Here is a 20806-nt window from a genome sequence, read left to right as displayed (position 1 = left end):
GTGTAGCGGCTGTACGTCTTCATTTCTTTCTTGACATTGGAAAATCTATTCTATAACATGAAAACGAAACAGAACTGTTCTGTTTCGTTTTATTTTATTTTGAATAGTGTTTCTATATTATATTTGAATTGGAGGAATACGGGTATGAATATTGGAATTATTGGCGCTGGCCTTGTCGGGTCAACTTTGGCCAAACAGCTTGTTGCTTTGGGGCATCAGGTTAACATCTCAAATTCACGTGGACCAGACACATTAGTAGAGGTCGTAACTCTCACCGGAGCGAAACCGGTGACTAATGAAGAAGCAGTTCGTGGAGCCGATCTTATTATTCTTTCAATCCCTTTCGGCAAAATTGCGTCACTCCCTCGCGGATTGTTCGATCTTCGGCAAGCTAAGGCTGCTATCATCGATACTAACAACTATACTGTACACCGGGATGGTAGAATTGAACAACTCCTGGATGGCAGCATAAAAACGGAAAGCCGTTGGGTGGAGCAGCAAATCGGCGCCCCAGTCGTCAGAGCGTTCAGCAACATCGTGTCTCAGCGTATTGTTGATTTGGCGAAACCGGAAGGCGCTGAGGACCGGATTGCGCTACCGGTTTTTGCAGACGATCCTGCATCCAAAGTGATTGTGATGAAGCTTGTCAACTCACTCGGCTTTGATCCTGTCGATGGCGGTTCCATTGATGATTCATGGCGTGTTCAGCTTGGAACGCCTGCTTCTGGAACGCCTGATTTTATCGAGGAGGACTTGAATGCTGTGGCGTTGAAGAAGGCACTTTCAGAAGCTACCGTTGAGCAAAATAACAATTACCGCAACTCGGCTCTTGAAAGCCTACAATCATAACAAGGAATTTATATTCCCATGAAAAGCCCTTCACCCGCCTAGGAGGGCAATGAAAAGTCCCATAAAGATTATAAGCGAGTTCATGAGCGAAATTCGTTCATGGACTCGCTTTTTTGATACCGTTGATGTCCGTTTCGGTCCGATGCTTTTTTAGTTTAGCTGCTTTAATACCAAACAGACTTAAATATAAGAAATAGGGCAAGAAAGCATAGAGCTTGAATGAAATTTATGGTTGTAAAGACTTCAATGCCAACTTCATATAAGTAGCCATTCTCTGCTCTAAAGAGTATGCTCCCTCTAAAATACACCAATCTAATATAAGCCCTCTAGCGAATGTAAAAAGATACGTTGTTATTTCTTCTACACTCATATCATTTGTTAATTCTTTTTCGAGTTGTCCTTTATAAACAAAACCTTTTAGAGCTTTGTAAATTAATGAAGGCTCATATATAAATGATCGTTTGTTTAAATCATTAAGAAGATTGATATGTAACTCTAATTTAGTTGTATATTCAGCTATGCATTGGAAGAAATTTAAAATAGTCGTTTGCACTGTTGTATGTTGATCAATATTTTCTAATTCAACATGTAGGTTTTCGTCAATTTGTTGGAATATTTTTTTGTAAATATCCTCTTTGGAAGAGAAATAATGATAAAAAGTTCCTACTGAGACATTTGCTTTTTTACAAATATCTTCAATTGTTATATTCTCAAATTTTTTTTCTTTCGTTAAATTCAAAAACACATGAGATATATTGCTCTGTGTTAGTAGAGCTTGTTGTTTTCTTTTGGTCAGATTTTTTTTACACAAATTTTATTCCTCCTTGATTATATATTAACTGATATCTTAGATATGAAAAAGTGGGTTGAAAACATGGTTGATTGTTATATAATTTCAATTATACCGAATATCATTCGGTGAATTAAATTCTATGTAATGAAACTGATTTTTTGAGGGGAGATTTTTATATATGAAAACAACTTATGAATCAATTGTTATGATTCCTACAAATAAGCTAATAGAAAAAAAGGCCTTAGAAAATCCATATGAAACATTTGCATGGTATAAAGAAATGCGGGAAAAAGAACCTATTTGTTTTAATCCTCAGAATGATATGTGGAATGTTTTTTTGTATGATGATGTAAAAATAGTTTTAGAGGATAAAGAACATTTTTCTAGTATTATGCCCAAGAAGAAAAAGCCTCCATTTCCCAAAAGTATCCTTGAGATGAATCCACCAAAGCATACGCAAATTCGGTCTATTGTAAATCGGTCTTTCACTCCTAAAGTATTAGAGGCATGGGAACCGAGAATACAGAAAATCACAGAAGATATTCTTACTCAGTTATCCAATCGTGAAACTTTTGATATTGTAAGGGAGTTATTTTATCCTTTACCAGTTATAGTAATTGCTGAAATGTTAGGGGTTTCTGCTAAGGATATGGAAAAGTTTAAGAAATGGTCTGATATTATCGTAAGTTCACCGAGTCATGAAGATCCGGATTACTTAACAGAATTTTTTCATATACGTTTACAAGCAGAAAATGAATTAGGGGACTTTTTTGAAGAAATCCTACAAATCAAGCGAGGAAATTCAAAAGAAAATTCCAATGATATTATCTCTTTGTTAGTTCAAAGTGAAGCAGACAATAAAATTTCAGGCGAGGAAATAGTACCTTTTTGTAAACTACTATTAGTAGCGGGAAATGAAACAACAACGAATTTACTTGGGAACGCTTTATATTGTTTGATAGAAAACCCAGATGTTTATGAGCAATTACAACAGGATCTATCTCTTATTCCAAAAGTAATTGAGGAAGTATTACGTTATCGTTCACCAACTCAAAGAATTGTACGTAGAGTAAAAAAAGGAATGCAATTAAATGGCCAAACTTTAAAAGTAAATCAAATCGTCTCAGCTTGGATTGGATCAGCTAATCGTGACTCTCAGTATTTCAATGATGCTGATAGTTTCAACATACATCGTCCGCGAAACCCTCACCTTGGGTTTGGTTATGGAATCAACTTTTGCTTAGGTACTCGACTAGCTAGGTTAGAAGCTACAATTATATTGACAGAAATAATGAAAAAATATAAATCTTTTTCGTTTATTGACCATAATCTTCCCATTCCTATCTCCAATAGTCGTTCTATATATGGATTAAAAACTTTTCCGGTAAAAAGTGAAATTATCCATATAGAATAAATATTTTGGCCCTAGTGCAGATGCACTAGGGCCAATTATATATATAAATAAGATTCATCAAGCTAAGCTTTTTTTCTTCAAAGTTTCTTGTCTTTTTTACAAATATTAAGGCTTTAATTCAAATTTACATTTTAAAATAAAATTTTATCCTTATATAGTTACCTGAATTATCTTTTTGTTTTTAGGAACTTGTTATTTTTAGGTTGATACCCTATCGCTATCAACCTAAGAAAGGAAAATACCCCATAAAAAAATTAAAAGGATTGCCCCCTGTATAATACAGAGTTCAATCCTTATTAGCTGCTTAAATATGTGCCCAACTTTTTGGATCTAGTTCATTTGCGAGTGGTTCTTTTGTAAAGAGATTAAGTCTATACCTAAGCTACTTTCTTGCCAAACCAGTCTTAACTGCTCGTACATAATCATTCAAGGCGTGAATAGATATATCAGCATCTGGGTGGAACATTTCGAACCCATGATAAGCTCCAGGATATAAATGGAATTCAACATCAACACCAGCTTCCGCAAGTTTCGTTACATAGGTTAATGTTTCACTACGGAATGGATCTAATTGACCAACACATGTGTAGGTACGTGGCAGATTACGATAATCTTCTGCTCGAGCAGCGGCTGCATAAGCAGGAATGTGATCCGTTCCATATAATTCACCTAAATACATTTTCCAGCCAGCTTCATTTGATTTTTGATTCCAAACAAATCCTTCTTTAATTTCATTTGTAGAAGGTGTATTATTACGGTCATCAATCATTGGATAGAGCGGCATTTGGAAACAGATAGAAGGGTATTGTCGATCACGGGCTAATAACGTTAATGCTGCTGTTAGTCCCCCTCCAGCGCTCACTCCTGCAACACCAATTCGATTCGAATCAATATTTAATGCTTCTGCATTATCAGCAATCCATTTTAATGCTGCATAACAATCTTCAATTGGGGCTGGATAAGGATGTTCAGGAGCTAAACGGTAGTCTACAGAAACGACTACACAGCCAACTTCTTTTGCAAATTTCACACAAAGATCTTCATTATCATTTATAGAGCCTAAGATATAACCACCACCATGTATCCATAACAGGGCAGGTAAGGCTTCATTATTTGATTTTGGACGATAAATTTTTATTCGTACTTGATTCGCATCAGGTCCTTCAATAAATTCCTCTGTTAAAGAAAGAGATTCATCAACGACGGTAGCTGGGAAGACTCGTGCAGCTTCTTCTCTCATTGCTTGCAAACACTCTGGGCGTAAATCTTGATCTGGATACATTTCTAACCCTGGTAATAACTCTGGATTTACTCGATTTTTCATTTTAAAAACTCCTTTTTAATTTTTTATGATATGAAAGGTGAAATATTATTTTTAGAAATTTAATTGTAACGAAATCATCAAAATTAAATTGTAAGCTAGCTATGTTTAGCAATTTATCATAGGCATCAATGGAAAGCGATAAACAAAAATGTGTATATGTATCAAAATGAGACATTTATCTCAAAATGGTTCATTTCTCGATAAATTTGTTACGGTATAAAGTATATACAGTACCAAAGTCAGCATCTATGAATTAGTTATTTTATTGACTTTTTACATGTGCTTTGACCGTTACTCTCCCTTTCAGAGGGATAGAAAAATATCTAATGGGGAATGAACTACTTTGAAATGAATCGATGTGGGGTCTATATGTTGTATTGTAAACAAAAAAGCATGCCCTTCTTGCAGTATAAAGAAGGATCATGCTTTTTCTTTTAGTTTAGCTGATTTAACACCAAACAGACTTAAATATAAAAAATAGGGCAAGAAAGCATAGAGCTTGTTGTTTTCTCTTTGACAGATTTTTTTATACAACGTCAATTTCCCTTGGTTTAATGGAAATTATTTTTTGAGGGGAGATTGTTATACATGAAAACACCTTATCAATCAATTGATATGATTCCTACAAATAAGCTGATAGGAAAACAGGCTTTAGAAGAACCGTATAAACCATTTGCATGGTACAAAGAGATGCGGGAAAAGGAGCCTATTTGTTTTAATCATCAGGCAGACATGTGGAATGTTTTTTTGTACGAAGACGTAAAAACTGTTTTAGAGGATAAAGAGTACTTTTCTAATATTATGCCTGAGAAGAAAAAATCACCATTTCCACAAAGTATCCTTGGGATGGATCCACCAAAGCATACACAAATACGGTCTATTGTAAATCGGTCTTTCACTCCTAAAGCATTAAGAGAATGGGAGCCTAGAATCCAGCAAATTACAAACGATTTACTCAACCAGTTATCCAATCGTAAAACTTTTGATGTTGTCCAAGAGTTATTCTATCCATTACCCGTTATAGTAATTGCTGAAATGTTAGGGGTTTCTGCTAAGGATATGGAAAGATTCAAGAAATGGTCTGATATTATCGTAAGTTCACCCAGTCATGAAGATCCGGACTATTTGACAGAATTTTTTCATACACGTTTACAAGCAGAAAATGAATTAGGGGACTTTTTTGAAGAGATGATCCAACTCAATCGAGGAAAAGCCAAAAAAGATTCAAATGACATTATTTCTTTATTAGTTCAAAGTGAAGCGGATATAAATATCTCGGGCGAGGAATTAGTAGCGTTTTGTAAACTGCTATTAGTAGCAGGAAATGAAACAACAACGAATTTACTTGGAAACGCACTATATTGTTTAATAGAACATCCAAATGTTTATGAGCAATTACAACAGGATATATCTCTTATTCCAAAAACAATTGAAGAAGTATTGCGGTATCGTTCACCAGTTCAAAGGGTTGTACGCAGAGTAAAAAAAGAGATTCAATTAAAAGGCCAAACTTTACAAGTAGATCAAATCGTTTCAGCATGGGTTGGATCGGCTAACCGTGACTCGCATCAATTTAAAGATGCTGATAGTTTCAATATATATCGTAGGCGTAATCCTCACCTTACATTCGGACATGGAATCCATTTTTGCTTAGGTGCTCCTCTAGCTAGATTAGAAGCTAAAATTGTATTAACGGAATTAATAAAAAGATATAAATCATTTTTGTTTATTGACCAGAATCTTCCCACTCCTATTTCAGATAGTAGTACCATATATGGATTAAGTTCTTTCCCTGTGAAAAGTGAACTACTTCATATAAAATAAGCATTTTGGCTCTGGTATAAGTGCCAGGGCCAATTTTATTCATAAATTAGAGCAATCAAGCTAAAATTTTAAATCATTTTATTTTTTAATGAATCCAAGTCTATAGTATCCATCTCAGCTTCATAAAAAGTATTATATTTAGGGGAAAGAATTCCATATTATTATGGATTTAGGCATACTAAAAGAAAAAAGGATCATGCAGTCAAAACCATTATAATATCAAGCATTACTTAGGAGTTAAATTGTAGGAGGATACTTGAATTGAGCAATTTTACACGTTTACGCACACAAAACATAATAAAAGATGCGTTCATGGAATTATTAAAAGAAAAAACATTTTCATCCATTACAATTAATCATATTTGTGAAAAAGCAATGATTCATAGAAGCACATTTTACCGTCATTACGAAGATAAATATGTGTTATTTAGTGATGTGTCAAATTCCATTGCAATAAATCTCTTTGAACAAACAAAGCAGGGTTTGGATTTAGAACGTACATTGTTTGAGGAAATAATCGAATACATAGATGTTAATCGTACATTGTTTTTTAATATTACCAGTAAAAATAATAGCCTTGAGTTATACGAAAAATTGATTCAGTTTGGTGCAGAAAATTTATATGAAAATTCAATGGAATATAATGATTCTCTTTCCAAACGAATCCAAAACTCTGAGTACCCAATGGTACTATGTGATTTCTACTGTAGTGGTTTTTTTGAGATTATAAAAAAATGGATAGGGAATGAATATCCATATTCAAAAGAAGAATTAATCAGGATTTCTAAGAATTTCTAAATAAATGAACCAATTCGAGATATATGTCTCACTTTGAGACATATATTATTTTTTGCTCAGCGAATTCCTTCAAAACCTATGATAGATTAATGAACATAGCAAAGGAGGGAAGGAATGATGAGGAAGGTTAAAGAGCAAAAGAAATGTGCTTTCATGCTTTAAAAAATGTAATTAATCTAATGTTAAATGAAAATTCATATATAATATTGAAATGATTTAAGGGAGGGTATTTTATGAAAGCTGCAGTGTGGTATGGCGAAAGAGATATTCGTATTGAGGAAAGAGAAGTGAAAGAATTACAACCGAATGATGTGAAAGTTAAAGTAGCATGGGCTGGTATTTGTGGTTCTGATTTGCATGCATATTTGCATCCAGATTCAGTACCAATGAATACGAATATGGTAATCGGACATGAATTTTCTGGTGAAATTGTAGAGGTCGGTTCTAATGTTACGAAATTTAAAGAAGGTGACAGAGTATGTATCTATCCAATGATGCTTAAAGATCCTTCAAATGCTGAAACTGAACGTTTCATCACTATAGACGCGGTTGGTGCACATATTGACGGAGGGTTTGCAGAATACGCGATACTTCCACAAAAAACGATTTTTAAAATTCCAGATAATTTACCACTAGAAGTAGCAGCAATGGTTGAACCAGCAGCTGTATCTTTCCAATCAATTAAGGATTTAAATGTAAAAGAAGGCGATACAGTTGTTATCTATGGAGCGGGTCCAATTGGGTTATTTGCTGTATTAGGTGCAAAAGCTGCAGGTGCTTCTAATATTATTGTTGTCGATTTATTGGATAGTCGACTCGACAAAGCAACTGAAATGGGTGCGACACATGTCTTTAATGCTAAAGAAGTGAACCCTGTTGAAGAAATTCGTAAATTATTCCCAGATGGAGCAGATGTTACAGTTGAAGCTGCAGGTGTTGAGTCAACATTTAATCAAGCCATTCAATCAACTAAAGTTCGTGGCACAATGATGGTTATCAGTTTTCACACGGAAGATATCCAGTTTAATGGTCCTGCTTCATTAATTTTTAGTGGTGTAAAAATAATGGGGTCTGTGGGATATAGCAATGAAACTTACAATGAGGTCATTAAATTACTTGCTAATGGAGGATTACCAGCGCAATCAATTATTACAAGTAAAGTGGATATAGATAATATCGTTGAACAAGGCTTTGAAGCATTAATTCATGATAAGTCTCAAGCGAAAATTCTAGTTAAATTAAGTGGCGCACATTAATTATATTGTAGATAAATGAACTTGCGAAGCTATAACGAATAGTGAGACATGAAAAAACTCCATTGAAATTGCTACTAAGCATACAAATTCAATGGAGTTTTTTTCGTTGGAAGAAAAGACTTTATTACCTTGAAGAAATACAGAATGTACGCACGGTTTACTTATGAATAACTAAACATAACCACTTATATTAAGACAAGAGAAATGAATGTGTTGGTGAAAATGCAGACGGTTAAATATTACTTTTTTAACAGGTGATTTCAGTTTTAAATGTTATATATTAATAAAACATTCAATGTTTCTGCACAACTTCTGCACATATTACGATAATTTCTATGTAATGATATATTCATCAAGTGAAATATTTCACAAGAAACAAAATTTATTTTCAATGCGGTGTATGCATAACTAATACATACATCGGTACAAGTTTGTCTCTTGTTATTCTTTTACATCAAAGCCCACATTACACTACGAAGTATAACAAGAAGGGGACGTAAACATGAATAATCGATTTTTAAAACAACTACAAAACATGAAAATGAACAAAAGAAGTCTAGGAGTAGTTGTATTAACAGCTGGAATTATTGGCACGACAATTATTCCTCAAAATGCTTCTGCACATGGTTTTGTTGAAAAACCTGGTAGCCGATCTGCTTTATGTAGTGCAACTTATGGTGCACTAAATGGAAACTGCGGAAGTGTTATGTATGAACCACAGAGTTTAGAAGCTCCAAAAGGATTCCCACAAGGGGGCCCAGCTGATGGACAAATCGCGTCTGCAGGTGGGAAATTTGGTGGTATTTTAGATCAACAAACAGCAGGTCGTTGGTTTAAAAATACAATCACTGGTGGTGAAAATACATTTACTTGGAAGTATACAGCACCTCACTTAACGAGCAAATGGCATTACTATATTACCAAAAAAGGATGGAATCCAAATAAAGCGCTTACGAGAGCGGATTTTGAACCAATTGGAACTGTACAACATGATGGTTCTACGGCTTCAAATAATTTAACTCATAAAATCAATGTACCTACTGATCGTAGTGGCTATCATGTGATTTTAGCAGTATGGGATGTAGCTGATACAGCAAATGCATTCTATAATGTAATTGATGTTAATCTTATTAATGATGTGAAACCAGACATAGAAGCGCCAAGTATTCCAGATGGACTTCAGACACAAAAAGTAACAGCGAATAGTATAGAATTAACATGGAACGCTTCTACGGATAATATAGGGGTAAAAGGATATCAAATCTTCCGTAACGGAGAGATGATTGACACAGTACCAGGCACTCATTTTATTGATAAAAAATTACAAGCAAGTACAGAGTATTCTTATACTGTAAAAGCAATTGACGCAGCTGGGAATGTATCGAAAGAAAGCCAATCGCTTACAGTAAAAACAACTGTCGAGACTCCTGATACAGAAGCACCAACACAACCAAAAGGATTACATAGCATGGGAACAACAACGTCAAGTGTGGATCTAATGTGGAGTCCTTCTGACGATAATATTGGTGTAGACCATTATGATATTTATAGAGAAACAGAAGGATCAATGAAGAAGATTGCAACAGCCAATACGACTTCTTATATGGATAAAAATCTACTCGCTAATACTACTTATAAATATGTGGTGAAAGCTGTTGATGTAGCTGGAAATGAATCCGTACAAAGTGATGTATTTACAATTACTACAAAAACTGAAAACGATTCATATGAAGAGTGGAATGCAAAGAAAGCATATAAAAAAGGAGATAGAGTTCTACACGAGGGAAAAATATATGAAGCAGTCCAGAGTTATCAAGGAAATGGGGATCCAAATTGGATTTATGCCTTATCATTATGGAAAACAGTGTAAGTTTTATCTAGGTATGAACTAAGAGATGATGGGCTTTGATTCAATAAGAAATTCTTGAGATTTCACTTTTCTGATTAAAAAAGACGACGTATTTAGCGTCGTCTTTTTTAATCGAATATATTTTTTAGAATGTTATTTAGTGAAATAGTGGAACTGTTCATTATATTAATTCCTCATTATTTTAGTTTCAGTACAGACTATCAGATGTACAAAACACGATTATATTTTGAACTACTGACCATTTAACACTCTCAAGGACTGTTTGAAGTGGGGGATTCCTTAGTATAGGCTATCCCCGTAGTTCCTACGGTTAAGAGACGCATTGCTTCGTTTCTAATATTGAGCGCTGCATTTTGTGCCACAAGAAGGGCAATCACACTGACGTTGGTAATTCTTCCTATAATTTTTTCCAACGTTTTTCGTAACTCTCCTTTTAATATAAATTCTCCTCTTAAACCGTTGTTTGTATATCTGTTTCAAGTTTTAGTAATTAATTAGAAATCGCATTTGAGAGAACAGGTATTCTCGGCAAAGTTATGGGTTTATAAACAACTTTTGGCAATAATATGTTTCAAATTATATAAGGAATGGCCCTAAAAATTGCGATTTACGGCAGACTTATGCTGCAAAATAAGGTAAGGTTTTGGTTCTTTTTGTTTTGTGGTTTTATAAAATATTTAAGTTGAGGGGGGTACCCCTGAAATAGAAACTGAATGAATAGTTATTGATGATAAGCAGGTAGATACTATAGCTGCTAGTAAACGCCCAATTGGGGGGGGGATGAAGATTTCACTGTATTCAAATCTTCATATGCTTTGTGTTTTTATCCATACCTATTGTAAGATTATATAGAGTTCTCCTAATAAGCTGTTTTTATGGATTATTTAGGAGGTTTAAATTTATAAATCTTAAATTGTTTTTTGGGATAATTTTTATCTAACTAAGTTATATTGAAGTAGAGGTGAACCATCGGTGAAGCAGGTGTTGGTGATTAAAAATGAACGGTCTTCAGCAAAGAAAATCGTAAGCGGTCTAACGCAAGAAGGCTATTTCATTTTAAAACTTCACAATGAAAACGAAGGTTTAAATATAATATATGAACAAGATTGGGATATTATCATATTGGATTGGGATTCATTAAGTATATCAGGACCAGAAATTTGCAGACAAATACGACTTGTTAAAACGACACCGATTATTATTGTGACTGACAATATTTCTAGTAAGGATTGCGTTGCAGGGTTACAAGCAGGAGCAGATGATTATATAAGAAAACCATTTGCGAAAGAAGAATTAGTAGCAAGAGTTCAAGCTATTTTAAGAAGAAGTGATTGTAACCAGCAAAATGAGATAAACTTTTTTCAGTTTAAAGATCTCTTTGTTGATGCATCTAGCAATATTGTGAAAAAGGGTGGCGAAAACCTCTCGCTTACTAAGCGCGAGTACGATTTGCTTGTATTTTTAATCAAAAACAAAAACACAATATTGAGCCGTGAAATGCTGTTGAATCAAGTTTGGGGATATAACGTAGTAGTAAATCCAAATGTAGTAGATTTATATATTGGTTATGTAAGAAAAAAGTTAAAGTGTGAGAAGAAAGACAGATATATTCAAACGATACACGGCAGAGGCTATTCAATGATTGAATAATAAAAAATGAGTAAAACTATTTCATTCAGTTTTACTCGTTTTTTTATTAAATATGATGATCAAATAGTTCCTGAGAAGTATGAAAAGATGTAAAAAAATATTTCTATCAGGTAATGGATTATGAAAACATTAGCTATTAATGAGCATTTTTTGCAGGGGAAATTATGGTTTATAAGGTGCTCATCTTTTTGGTATTGTGTAGGGGACGATTCTAGCGCGCATTAGTTGAGACCGGATCTAATGAAAGTGTCTACTCGAAAGAAATCGACACGCTCTGAAGAATAAAGGTTAATCAACACGCCCGACTTCATATATTACTTTGTGTGCCTGATTTTATTAATTCACACCATTCACAAGATTTTCACAGAATTAAAGACTATACTAATTAACAGGATGTTCAAATGAAAATGATTATCAATAGCGATTCAATTGAATAAAAGTTACTTTCTAATTCAATCTATGGATGTCATCATTTTCGAAATAAATCACACTATAAGGAGTATACATATGAAAAAATCTATGCTTTTAAAATTAGTGAGTATTCTAGCAATTTTTACTTTAATGTTAGTAGCTTGCTCAAATCCAAGTAATGATACTAAAGAGTCAAAAGCTAATAAAGATAATAGTAGTGATAAGCCAAAAACGGTTGAAATCACTGATGCCCATGGAACTGTTAAAGTCCCTGTAAACCCAAAGAATGTAGTTGCTTTGGATAACAGAACTTTTGAAACTTTATCTGATTGGGGAATTAAATTAGCGGCTGCTCCAAAGGATATCATGCCTGCTGATTCAGCATATAAAAAGGATGAAAAAGTTCAAAATATTGGGAATCACCGTGAACCAAATCTAGAAATTATTGCAGCGGCAAATCCTGAACTTGTAATCGTTGGTCAAAGATTTGCTGACCATTACGAAGAAATCAAAAAATTAGTACCAAATGCAGCAGTTATTGATCTTAATTTTGATGTTTCTGAGAAAGCTACTAAGCCTGGCGAAAACTTAGTAAAAGGACTTAAAGATTCTACAATTACTTTAGGAAAAATCTTTAATAAAGATAAAGAAGCTAAACAATTAGTAGCTGATTTTGATAAATCTATTGAAAAAGCAAAATCTGCTTATAACGGAAAAGATAAAGTTATGAGTGTTATCGTTACTGGTGGTAATATTGGTTTTGCTGCGCCGCACTCTGGTCGTGTTTGGGGACCAATGTATGAAATTTTCGGTTGGACTCCAGCGTTAGAAGTTTCAAATTCTACTGCAGGTCATAAAGGTGATGACGTTTCTGTTGAAGCTATTGCACAAACAAATCCTGATTGGATTTTCGTATTAGATCGTGATGCTGCAACATCTGATGCAGCTAAGTCAACACCTGCTAAGGATGTTATTTCTAAATCACCTGCTCTTCAAAACACAACTGCTGTTTCTAAAAAACAAGTTATTTATGCACCAGAAGATACTTACACAAATGAATCAATTCAAACTTATATAGAGTTATTTGGAAATATGGCAAAAACTTTAGCTAAGTAGTGTAAAGGAGTACGAAACAGTGTCAAAAAATATAATTTCTAGGGTTGAGAATATTTCTCAACCCCAGTTTTATAATCACAATAAATTATGGACAAAACCTTTTATAATAGCCATTATAGTTGTTATAATTTTAGGGATTATATCACTGTTTACTGGAGTTTATGATATACGTGGACAAGAGGACGGGACAGAGATGTTTTTCATAACTCGTGTTCCGAGAACAGCTGCATTAATGCTTACTGGAGCTGCGATGGCGATGGCAGGGCTCGTAATGCAACTCATTACACAGAATCGCTTTGTTGAACCTACTACAACGGGGACGATTGAATGGTCAGGCTTAGGCCTGCTTTTTGTGTATTTACTATTTCCTGCCCCGACTTTAGTTCAAAGAATGACTGGTGCAATCATTTTTTCTTTTATAGGAACTATGATTTTCTTTCTATTTTTAAGAAGAGTTAAGCTTCGTTCGTCTTTAATTGTTCCGATTATTGGATTGATGCTTGGAGCAGTAATTTCTGCAGTGTCTACTTTTTTAGGACTCCTTTTTCAAAAGACGCAAAGTATTGAAACTTGGTTTGTAGGTTCATTTGCTAACATTCAGGTGGGAAGATATGAATATTTATGGCTGATTGTTATCATTACTTTTCTTATTTTTATGTATGCGAATAGATTGACTTTAGCTGGACTAGGAGAAGATGTCGCAACAAGTCTTGGAGTTAATTACAATAGAATTGTTCTTTTTGGGACTGCTCTTATCTCTGTTGCAGTTGGAATTGTTGCAGCTGTTATTGGACACTTACCTTTCTTAGGATTAATTGTGCCAAATATCGTTTCAATGTTTAGAGGTGATGATCTTAGGAGTAATTTACCTTGGGTTTGTGTGATCGGAATGGGATCAATAACTGCCTGTGACATCATTTCTCGAACAATTATACAGCCTTTTGAATTACCTGTTTCTTTAATACTTGCAACAGTAGGAGCAGTCGTGTTTATTACTATTTTATTGAGACAAAGAAAACCAAGGAGGCTACGATGATCACATTAGAATATAGAAAAAAAGAAAATGTCGAAATCGATTCTAGCCTTCATAATGAAAGTAGATCAGCTAGCGCTTTTCGGTCTAAGAAGGAAGCAAGACGTTATTGGATTTTACTGATAACATTGATTGCTTTAGGTCTTCTTTCTTCATATGGACTTTTAGTTTATAACAATCCAGTTCCGATAGATTCACCTTCTTTTATCCCAGTCGTTAAGAGAAGGATAGTAGCTATTGTTGCAATGATTATCGCTGCAGTTTGCCATAGCTTGTCGACAGTTGCATTCCAATCTATTACGAATAATAAAATTATTACTCCATCGCTTTTAGGTTTCGAATCACTTTATTCAGCAATTCAAACGAGTACAATATTCTTCTTTGGTGCTAGTGCATTAATAAATTTTAATGGAATTGGATCATTTTTATTTCAAGTTGTTGTTATGGTCTTCATGAGTTTGATACTTTATGGATGGTTACTTTCCGGTAAATACGGGAATTTACAACTTATGCTTTTAGTTGGAATTATTATTGGTACCGGGCTAAATTCAGTTTCAACTTTCATGAGAAAACTACTTGCGCCTTCAGAATTTGATATTCTACAAGCAAGATTATTTGGTTCTGTTAATCATGCAGATCCTGCATATTTTCCTATTGTAATTCCTATGATTATAATTGTAGCGGTATTAATTTTTGCTCATTCTAAGAATTTAAATGTTTTGTCACTAGGAAAGGATGTTGCTACTTCTTTTGGAGTTAAATATCAACCTAGTGTAATTTATACACTTGTATTAGTTGCTATTTTAATGTCCATTTCAACAGCTCTAATTGGGCCACTTACTTTCTACGGCTTTTTAGTGGCAACTTTGAGTTATCAGGCAGCGGCAACTTATGATCATAGATATATTTTTCCGATGGCTTTTGCTATAGGATTTTTAATAATGACGAGCGCATACTTTTTAATGTATCATGTATTCCATGCTCAAGGTGTAGTTTCAGTTATTATTGAATTATTTGGTGGAATTATATTCTTAACTATAGTTTTAAGGAAGAGGGCTTTATGATAAAAATTGATAATGTTAAAAAGTTCTATACTGATAAGGTAAAAATAGGACCTTTGGATATTGAAATACCAAAAGCAGGCTTTACTTCTTTAATTGGACCAAATGGTGCTGGAAAGTCAACGACACTTTTGATGATTGGCAGACTTTTAGATATGGATGAAGGTCAAATTCAGGTAGCAAATATGGATGTTTCTGAATCCAAATCAAAAGACTTAGCAAAAGTTTTGACTATATTGCGACAAGAAAATCATTTTGTAACGAGGCTTACTGTTAGACAATTAGTTGGATTCGGGCGCTTTCCTTATTCAAAGGGAAGATTAACGAAAGAGGATGAAGCTATCATTTCTAAATATATCGACTTCCTAGATTTAACTAATTTAGAGAATAGATATTTAGATGAGCTTTCTGGTGGTCAAAGACAGAGGGCATACGTAGCGATGGTATTGTGCCAAGAGACTGAATATGTACTTTTGGATGAGCCTCTGAATAACCTGGATGTTGCTCGATCTGTTCAAATGATGGAGCATTTGAGACGTGCAGCTAATGAATTTGGAAGAACAATTTTGACTGTTATGCATGACATAAATTTTGCAGCCAAATACTCTGATAAAATTTGTGCTATGAAAGATGGACAAATTGCTGCTTTTGGAACAGTAGAAGAAGTTATGGACTCAACACTTTTGACAGATATTTTTGAAACAAGAATAGAAATTATTAAAGGTCCTTATGGGCCAATCGCTGTTTATTAGTTATAAAATGTAAAAAATACTGTAGCTTGCGTAGATTATGCAAGCTACTCTAGTTGAAGTTGCTGTCTATATTTTATAGGCAGCAGCTTTTTTTATGTGACTACTCATAAAATGCAAAAGAATGCTTCACCTTTTCAAGTATGTACCAAACGAAAAAAATATCTCTGTATAACTTTTTAAAAGAATTCAGCTTGTTTTTTTTATATGTAATATTGCATACCAGAGTGTATTGATAAAAGTGTAAGGGGTCACTATAATGAGGGCATAAAGATAAATTACATTTTCGTAGCAATAAAAAGGAGGAAATAATATGGAAATCGCAATGGCAGTATTAAAATTTGTAGGTGGCGTAATCCCGTTAATTCAAGAACTTTTAAAAGCATTTATGTAAGTTTATTAGTTAGCTATCATTTATCAATCATTATCATATTTTACTAAAAAAAGAACGGGGTGATTTTTCTGAATATTAAGAAAAACACTAAAAGAAGAAAGTTCCTTGCATGTTTATTAGTCAGTCTATGCACTATTAATTATTCATCTATTTCCTTCGCAGAAACACAAGCAAGTAATGCAACTGATGTAACCAAAAATGCTAGTGGCATTGATACTGGTATAGCAAATCTTAAATATAATAATCAAGAGGTTTTAGCTATAAATGGTGATAAAGTAGAGAGTTTTGTTCCGAAAGAAAGTATCAATTCAAATGGTAAATTTGTAGTGGTGGAACGCGAGAAAAAATCACTTGCAACGTCACCAGTCGATATTTCAATTATTGATTCTGTAGTGAATCGCACGTACCCAGGAGCTGTACAACTTGCAAATAAAGCTTTTGCAGACAATCAACCAAGTTTATTAGTGGCTAAGAGAAAGCCTCTGAATATTAGTATAGACTTACCGGGTATGAGAAAAGAAAATACAATCACTGTCCAAAATCCGACATATGGTAATGTAGCTGGAGCAGTAGACGATTTAGTATCTACTTGGAATGAAAAGTATTCTACAACACATACGTTACCTGCAAGAATGCAGTATACGGAATCTATGGTTTATAGTAAATCACAAATCGCAAGTGCTCTTAATGTTAACGCTAAATATCTTGATAACAGTCTAAACATTGATTTTAATGCGGTTGCAAATGGAGAGAAAAAAGTGATGGTTGCCGCATATAAGCAAATATTTTATACGGTAAGTGCTGAACTACCTAACAATCCATCCGACCTTTTTGATAATAGTGTTACTTTTGATGAGTTAACTCGAAAAGGCGTAAGTAATTCGGCTCCACCTGTTATGGTTTCAAATGTAGCTTATGGTAGAACGATTTATGTAAAATTAGAAACAACATCTAAGAGTAAAGATGTACAAGCTGCTTTTAAAGCCTTACTTAAGGATAACAGCGTTGAAGCAAGTGGACAGTATAAAGATATTTTTGAAGAAAGTACCTTTACTGCTGTAGTATTAGGCGGAGATGCGAAAGAGCATAACAAGGTTGTTACTAAAGATTTCAATGAAATCCGAAATATCATTAAAGATAATGCTGAATTAAGTCTTAAAAATCCAGCATACCCAATTTCATATACAAGTACTTTCTTAAAAGATAATGCAACTGCTGCTGTTCATAACAATACAGATTATATTGAGACGACAACTACAGAATATTCAAGTGCTAAAATGACACTTGATCATTACGGTGCTTACGTTGCTCAATTTGATGTATCTTGGGATGAATTCACATTTGACCAAAAGGGTAACGAAGTACTAACACATAAAACATGGGATGGTAGCGGAAAAGACAAAACGGCTCATTACTCTACAGTTATCCCACTTCCACCGAACTCAAAAAATATAAAAATTGTTGCAAGAGAATGTACAGGTCTTGCATGGGAATGGTGGAGAACAATTATTAATGAACAAAACGTTCCATTAACAAATGAAATAAAAGTTTCAATTGGAGGAACAACATTATACCCAACAGCTAGTATTAGTCATTAAGTATAAAAAAAGCGCCCTATAAGTAGGGCGCTTTTTACTTAGTCACAAATTTTATTTTGTATCGGTATGTTTTTAGGTTTTGTAAATCATCAACTATAAGGTGGGAATATTGTGAAGACGAAAAGCTACATGTTTTTCGTCTTTTCGTTCTCTTGCTTAATAAGAAAGATCCTGTAACTCAGTACAGGCTCTTTAATCAAACGTTTTTAAAAGCTAAATTGTGGTTTCATATCACCTTTATAAGGTTCATGTTCAACGAATATAGTTATATCGTTACCAGCTTGGTCTTTACCAGTTCTTTTATACGTAAATTTATTCTTATTTAGTTCAGTAAGTTCAAGAGCAGCACCGTATTTGTTATTTCCAATTGAAACATGGGCTCTTATTTTATTTTCGTGTACAACATCGAAGTAGCCATAATCACCGCGGCTTTGACCTGTTTCGCTATTGAAGAACTCATATTTATTAGATTTTTCATCAAATTTTGCTAGACTTATAAAATTCGAATTAAACTGTGTTACATCGTTACCAGCTTCGTCTAATACCTTTGTTCCGTGCCAAAGGGTACCGCCTAAAATTTTATCTCCATCAACGTTTTTAACAATATCTCCTGTAGTCGTGTTCAGCTGCTTGTCAGGATCAGTGAAAGAAAGTTCTTTTTCTTTATATGGAACATGTTCAACGAAAACTTCTACATCTTTACCGTTAGCGTCTTTCCCCATTCGTTTATAAGTAAATACATTTTTATTTAGTTTTGTCATGTCAACGACAGCTTGATACTTCATTGATTCTGAAATTAATATTCTCTTCTTCCCATCATTTGTGACAAAGAATGTTCCTTTATCGCCACGACTTGCACCTGTTTTAGCATCGAAAAATTCATATCTGCCTGACTTCGCATCATATTTTGCTAGACCAATGAAGTTTGCATTCTCTTTTGTTAAGTCATTCTTATCTTTGTCATACACTCGTGTACCTTGCCAATTCGTCTCGCTAAGAATATTAGCCATTTTTTGCCCTTTAGTTAATTTGTTTTCCTGTTTTGTTTCTTTAGCAACTTGTTCTTGTTTTTGTTTCCCATGATTTTCTTCAGCTTTAGTACCAGCACACCCTGTTAATGCTAATGTGAATCCGAGCAGTATGGATGATAGTGTTTTTGTTTTTTTGTTCATGTTTTATCGTCTCCTTATTTTATAATTTTAAGTAGTACGGTTTGCGATTATAGTAGCAGTGCGTCATATATAAACTTAGTTGCTACGTTTCTTATGTTAATACTCGACTATAAACTGCCTCTAAATAAAACATTAAAAAAAGATAAACTAATTCCTAAAAAATGTTCATATTTATAAAAAATCGCTAGCTTGTTGTAGTGCCTACGAGTAATCCAACAAATACATTGTAATGAAGAAGGAAAGTCGTTAACAATAATGTAATTCCTAATGGAGCCAATCGATTGTATTGCAAAATTTTCGAGCTAAACTGTAGGGGAAATGAAGATTTTATAGAATTCGTTTCGTATAGGAAGGGGATGTCCATGTTTGATTCGACAGATTTTAAGATTATACAATTACTACAAGAAAACGCTAGAATGAACTGGAAGGAAATTGGGGAGATAGTACATTTGACTGGTCAGGCTGTCGGGAAACGAATTCATAAATTAGAAGAGGCAGGTGTCATTCAAAAATATACGATAAATATCAACAGGGCTAAGCTAGAAGGATCTATTATGACCTTTGTTACACTATTTTTGCATGCACCGCACTATCATAATCAAATTCAAAACTTTTTTGAAAAAACGGACGTAATTACTGAAATGTATCGTATAAGCGGCGATGGGTGCTATGTCATGACTCTTCACACATCTTCGCATCAGCAATTAGAAGAGGCTCTTGCAGATGTTTTACATTATGGTGATTATCGTATAAATACGGTCATTAAGACAATGGAAAAAAAGAAAGAATAAGATATTTATCCTTTCTTTTTTTTGAACTGTAATTTTTTATTTGCTCTTGTTTATAAAACAGTTTGCTGACATGACTGTTGCATAAATATCACCAAACTCTAATGCACTCATGAACGATTGATGAGCGTGTACTGCGGGGATTAGATTTCCTTGGAATTCTAAATCTTTTGTTGTACAAGCATTTTCAATTACAATACATTGAAATCCGAAGTCACTGGCAGCGCGCACTGTTGCATCAATACATACATGAGTCATCATACCGCAAATGACTAGTCGGTCTATTTTCTCTGTCTGTAATGTTTCTAATAAATTTGTTCTTAAAAAACTGTTAGGGTGATGTTTTTGAATGACTCTTTCGTTAGCAATTGGTTGTACATCATCATAAATTTGAACACCTATTGTATCGGATAAGAAGAAAGTAGCTCCTTCATTGTTCGCAATATGTTGTACGTGAATAACTGTTTTATGTTTTTCACGAAATGCTTTCAAAACTTCTTTCGCTTTTTGTGCGGCTTTTTCAGGTTGATGTAATTCCATATTGCCACCTTCAAAGTAATCATTTTGTATGTCGACTAATAGTAACGCTTCGTTCATAGTTAATCCCCCCACATATATTTGTACAGTACGTTGTTTGTACTGTACCGTTATTATATAAAGTGTAGGTATGCGGAAGTAATAGCGTTATGAAACGATTTTAACGTAT

At 33.9% G+C, this 20806-nt stretch carries 17 protein-coding genes; 13 read left to right on the top strand and 4 right to left on the bottom strand.

The genetic code is table 11. From position 1 onward, the window contains the following. Positions 1-144 precede the first annotated feature (144 nt). Positions 145-849 carry an NADPH-dependent F420 reductase gene (locus BAQ53_RS24180; RefSeq protein ID WP_001020517.1) on the top strand — a complete coding sequence of 235 codons (705 nt, stop codon included), beginning with the start codon at positions 145-147 and terminating at the stop codon, positions 847-849. 226 nt (positions 850-1075) lie between these two features. On the opposite strand, the gene BAQ53_RS24175 is transcribed toward BAQ53_RS24180, so the two are convergent. Then, on the bottom strand, positions 1076-1660 hold the full coding sequence (locus tag BAQ53_RS24175) for a TetR/AcrR family transcriptional regulator (RefSeq protein ID WP_000335148.1): 585 nt from the start codon (positions 1658-1660) through the stop codon (positions 1076-1078). A 160-nt stretch (positions 1661-1820) separates the two neighbouring features. Between BAQ53_RS24175 and BAQ53_RS24170 the strand changes: the two genes are divergently transcribed. Beyond that, complete coding sequence (locus BAQ53_RS24170; RefSeq protein WP_000859239.1) at positions 1821-3056, top strand: cytochrome P450; 1236 nt, start codon at positions 1821-1823, stop codon at positions 3054-3056. Positions 3057-3438: 382 nt separating this feature from the next. Here the strand turns inward: BAQ53_RS24170 and BAQ53_RS24165 are convergent, their stop codons facing one another. Continuing rightward, positions 3439-4380, bottom strand: a complete 942-nt coding sequence (locus BAQ53_RS24165) for an alpha/beta hydrolase (RefSeq protein WP_000797648.1) — start codon at positions 4378-4380, stop codon at positions 3439-3441. Positions 4381-4968: 588 nt separating this feature from the next. Here BAQ53_RS24165 and BAQ53_RS24160 point away from each other — a divergent pair. The 10 genes from BAQ53_RS24160 to alo all read left to right on the top strand — a co-directional run bounded on the left by BAQ53_RS24160 (position 4969) and on the right by alo (position 18140). Then, positions 4969-6204 (top strand): cytochrome P450, encoded by a 1236-nt coding sequence (locus tag BAQ53_RS24160; protein ID WP_000856900.1) that lies wholly within the window; start codon positions 4969-4971, stop codon positions 6202-6204. 261 nt (positions 6205-6465) lie between these two features. Beyond that, the gene (locus BAQ53_RS24155; RefSeq protein WP_000064555.1) at positions 6466-7002 is read left to right on the top strand and encodes a TetR/AcrR family transcriptional regulator; all 537 of its coding nucleotides are present in this window, start codon (positions 6466-6468) and stop codon (positions 7000-7002) included. Between the two features lie 233 nt (positions 7003-7235). Then, positions 7236-8258: a 2,3-butanediol dehydrogenase gene (locus BAQ53_RS24150; protein ID WP_000642462.1), complete on the top strand. Its 1023-nt coding sequence runs from the start codon at positions 7236-7238 to the stop codon at positions 8256-8258. A 502-nt stretch (positions 8259-8760) separates the two neighbouring features. Continuing rightward, on the top strand, positions 8761-10128 hold the full coding sequence (locus tag BAQ53_RS24145; protein WP_208906316.1) for a lytic polysaccharide monooxygenase: 1368 nt from the start codon (positions 8761-8763) through the stop codon (positions 10126-10128). A gap of 972 nt (positions 10129-11100) precedes the next feature. Next, positions 11101-11778 (top strand): response regulator transcription factor, encoded by a 678-nt coding sequence (locus BAQ53_RS24140; RefSeq protein ID WP_000815817.1) that lies wholly within the window; start codon positions 11101-11103, stop codon positions 11776-11778. Between the two features lie 507 nt (positions 11779-12285). After that, positions 12286-13305 (top strand): siderophore ABC transporter substrate-binding protein, encoded by a 1020-nt coding sequence (locus tag BAQ53_RS24135; protein ID WP_000749441.1) that lies wholly within the window; start codon positions 12286-12288, stop codon positions 13303-13305. Between the two features lie 19 nt (positions 13306-13324). After that, positions 13325-14341 carry an ABC transporter permease gene (locus tag BAQ53_RS24130; RefSeq protein WP_000041820.1) on the top strand — a complete coding sequence of 339 codons (1017 nt, stop codon included), beginning with the start codon at positions 13325-13327 and terminating at the stop codon, positions 14339-14341. Next, a complete protein-coding gene (locus BAQ53_RS24125; RefSeq protein WP_000631241.1) occupies positions 14338-15402 on the top strand; it encodes an iron chelate uptake ABC transporter family permease subunit in 1065 nt (354 codons plus the stop codon). The genes BAQ53_RS24130 and BAQ53_RS24125 overlap by 4 nt, the downstream gene beginning before the upstream one ends. After that, entirely contained in the window at positions 15399-16151 is a 753-nt protein-coding gene (locus BAQ53_RS24120; protein WP_000590060.1) for an iron ABC transporter ATP-binding protein, read from the top strand. The genes BAQ53_RS24125 and BAQ53_RS24120 overlap by 4 nt, the downstream gene beginning before the upstream one ends. Before the next feature lie 450 nt (positions 16152-16601). Continuing rightward, entirely contained in the window at positions 16602-18140 is a 1539-nt protein-coding gene (alo, locus tag BAQ53_RS24115) for an anthrolysin O/cereolysin O family cholesterol-dependent cytolysin Alo (protein WP_208906315.1), read from the top strand. Between the two features lie 206 nt (positions 18141-18346). Here alo and BAQ53_RS24110 read toward each other — a convergent pair whose 3' ends face one another. Next, positions 18347-19312, bottom strand: a complete 966-nt coding sequence (locus tag BAQ53_RS24110; protein WP_208906314.1) for a DUF4822 domain-containing protein — start codon at positions 19310-19312, stop codon at positions 18347-18349. A gap of 362 nt (positions 19313-19674) precedes the next feature. Here BAQ53_RS24110 and BAQ53_RS24105 point away from each other — a divergent pair, with 362 nt between their 5' ends. After that, entirely contained in the window at positions 19675-20103 is a 429-nt protein-coding gene (locus BAQ53_RS24105; RefSeq protein WP_000460474.1) for an Lrp/AsnC family transcriptional regulator, read from the top strand. Positions 20104-20139: 36 nt separating this feature from the next. On the opposite strand, the gene BAQ53_RS24100 is transcribed toward BAQ53_RS24105, so the two are convergent. Continuing rightward, entirely contained in the window at positions 20140-20697 is a 558-nt protein-coding gene (locus BAQ53_RS24100; RefSeq protein ID WP_074593763.1) for a cysteine hydrolase family protein, read from the bottom strand. Between the last annotated feature and the right edge of the window lie 109 nt (positions 20698-20806).

The organism is Bacillus sp. B25(2016b) (genome assembly GCF_001679765.1).
Classification (GTDB): Bacteria; Bacillota; Bacilli; order Bacillales; family Bacillaceae_G; genus Bacillus_A; species Bacillus_A thuringiensis_K.
The sequence above is the reverse complement of the archived record's forward strand: the minus strand, read 5'-3'. Positions and strand labels throughout refer to the sequence as shown.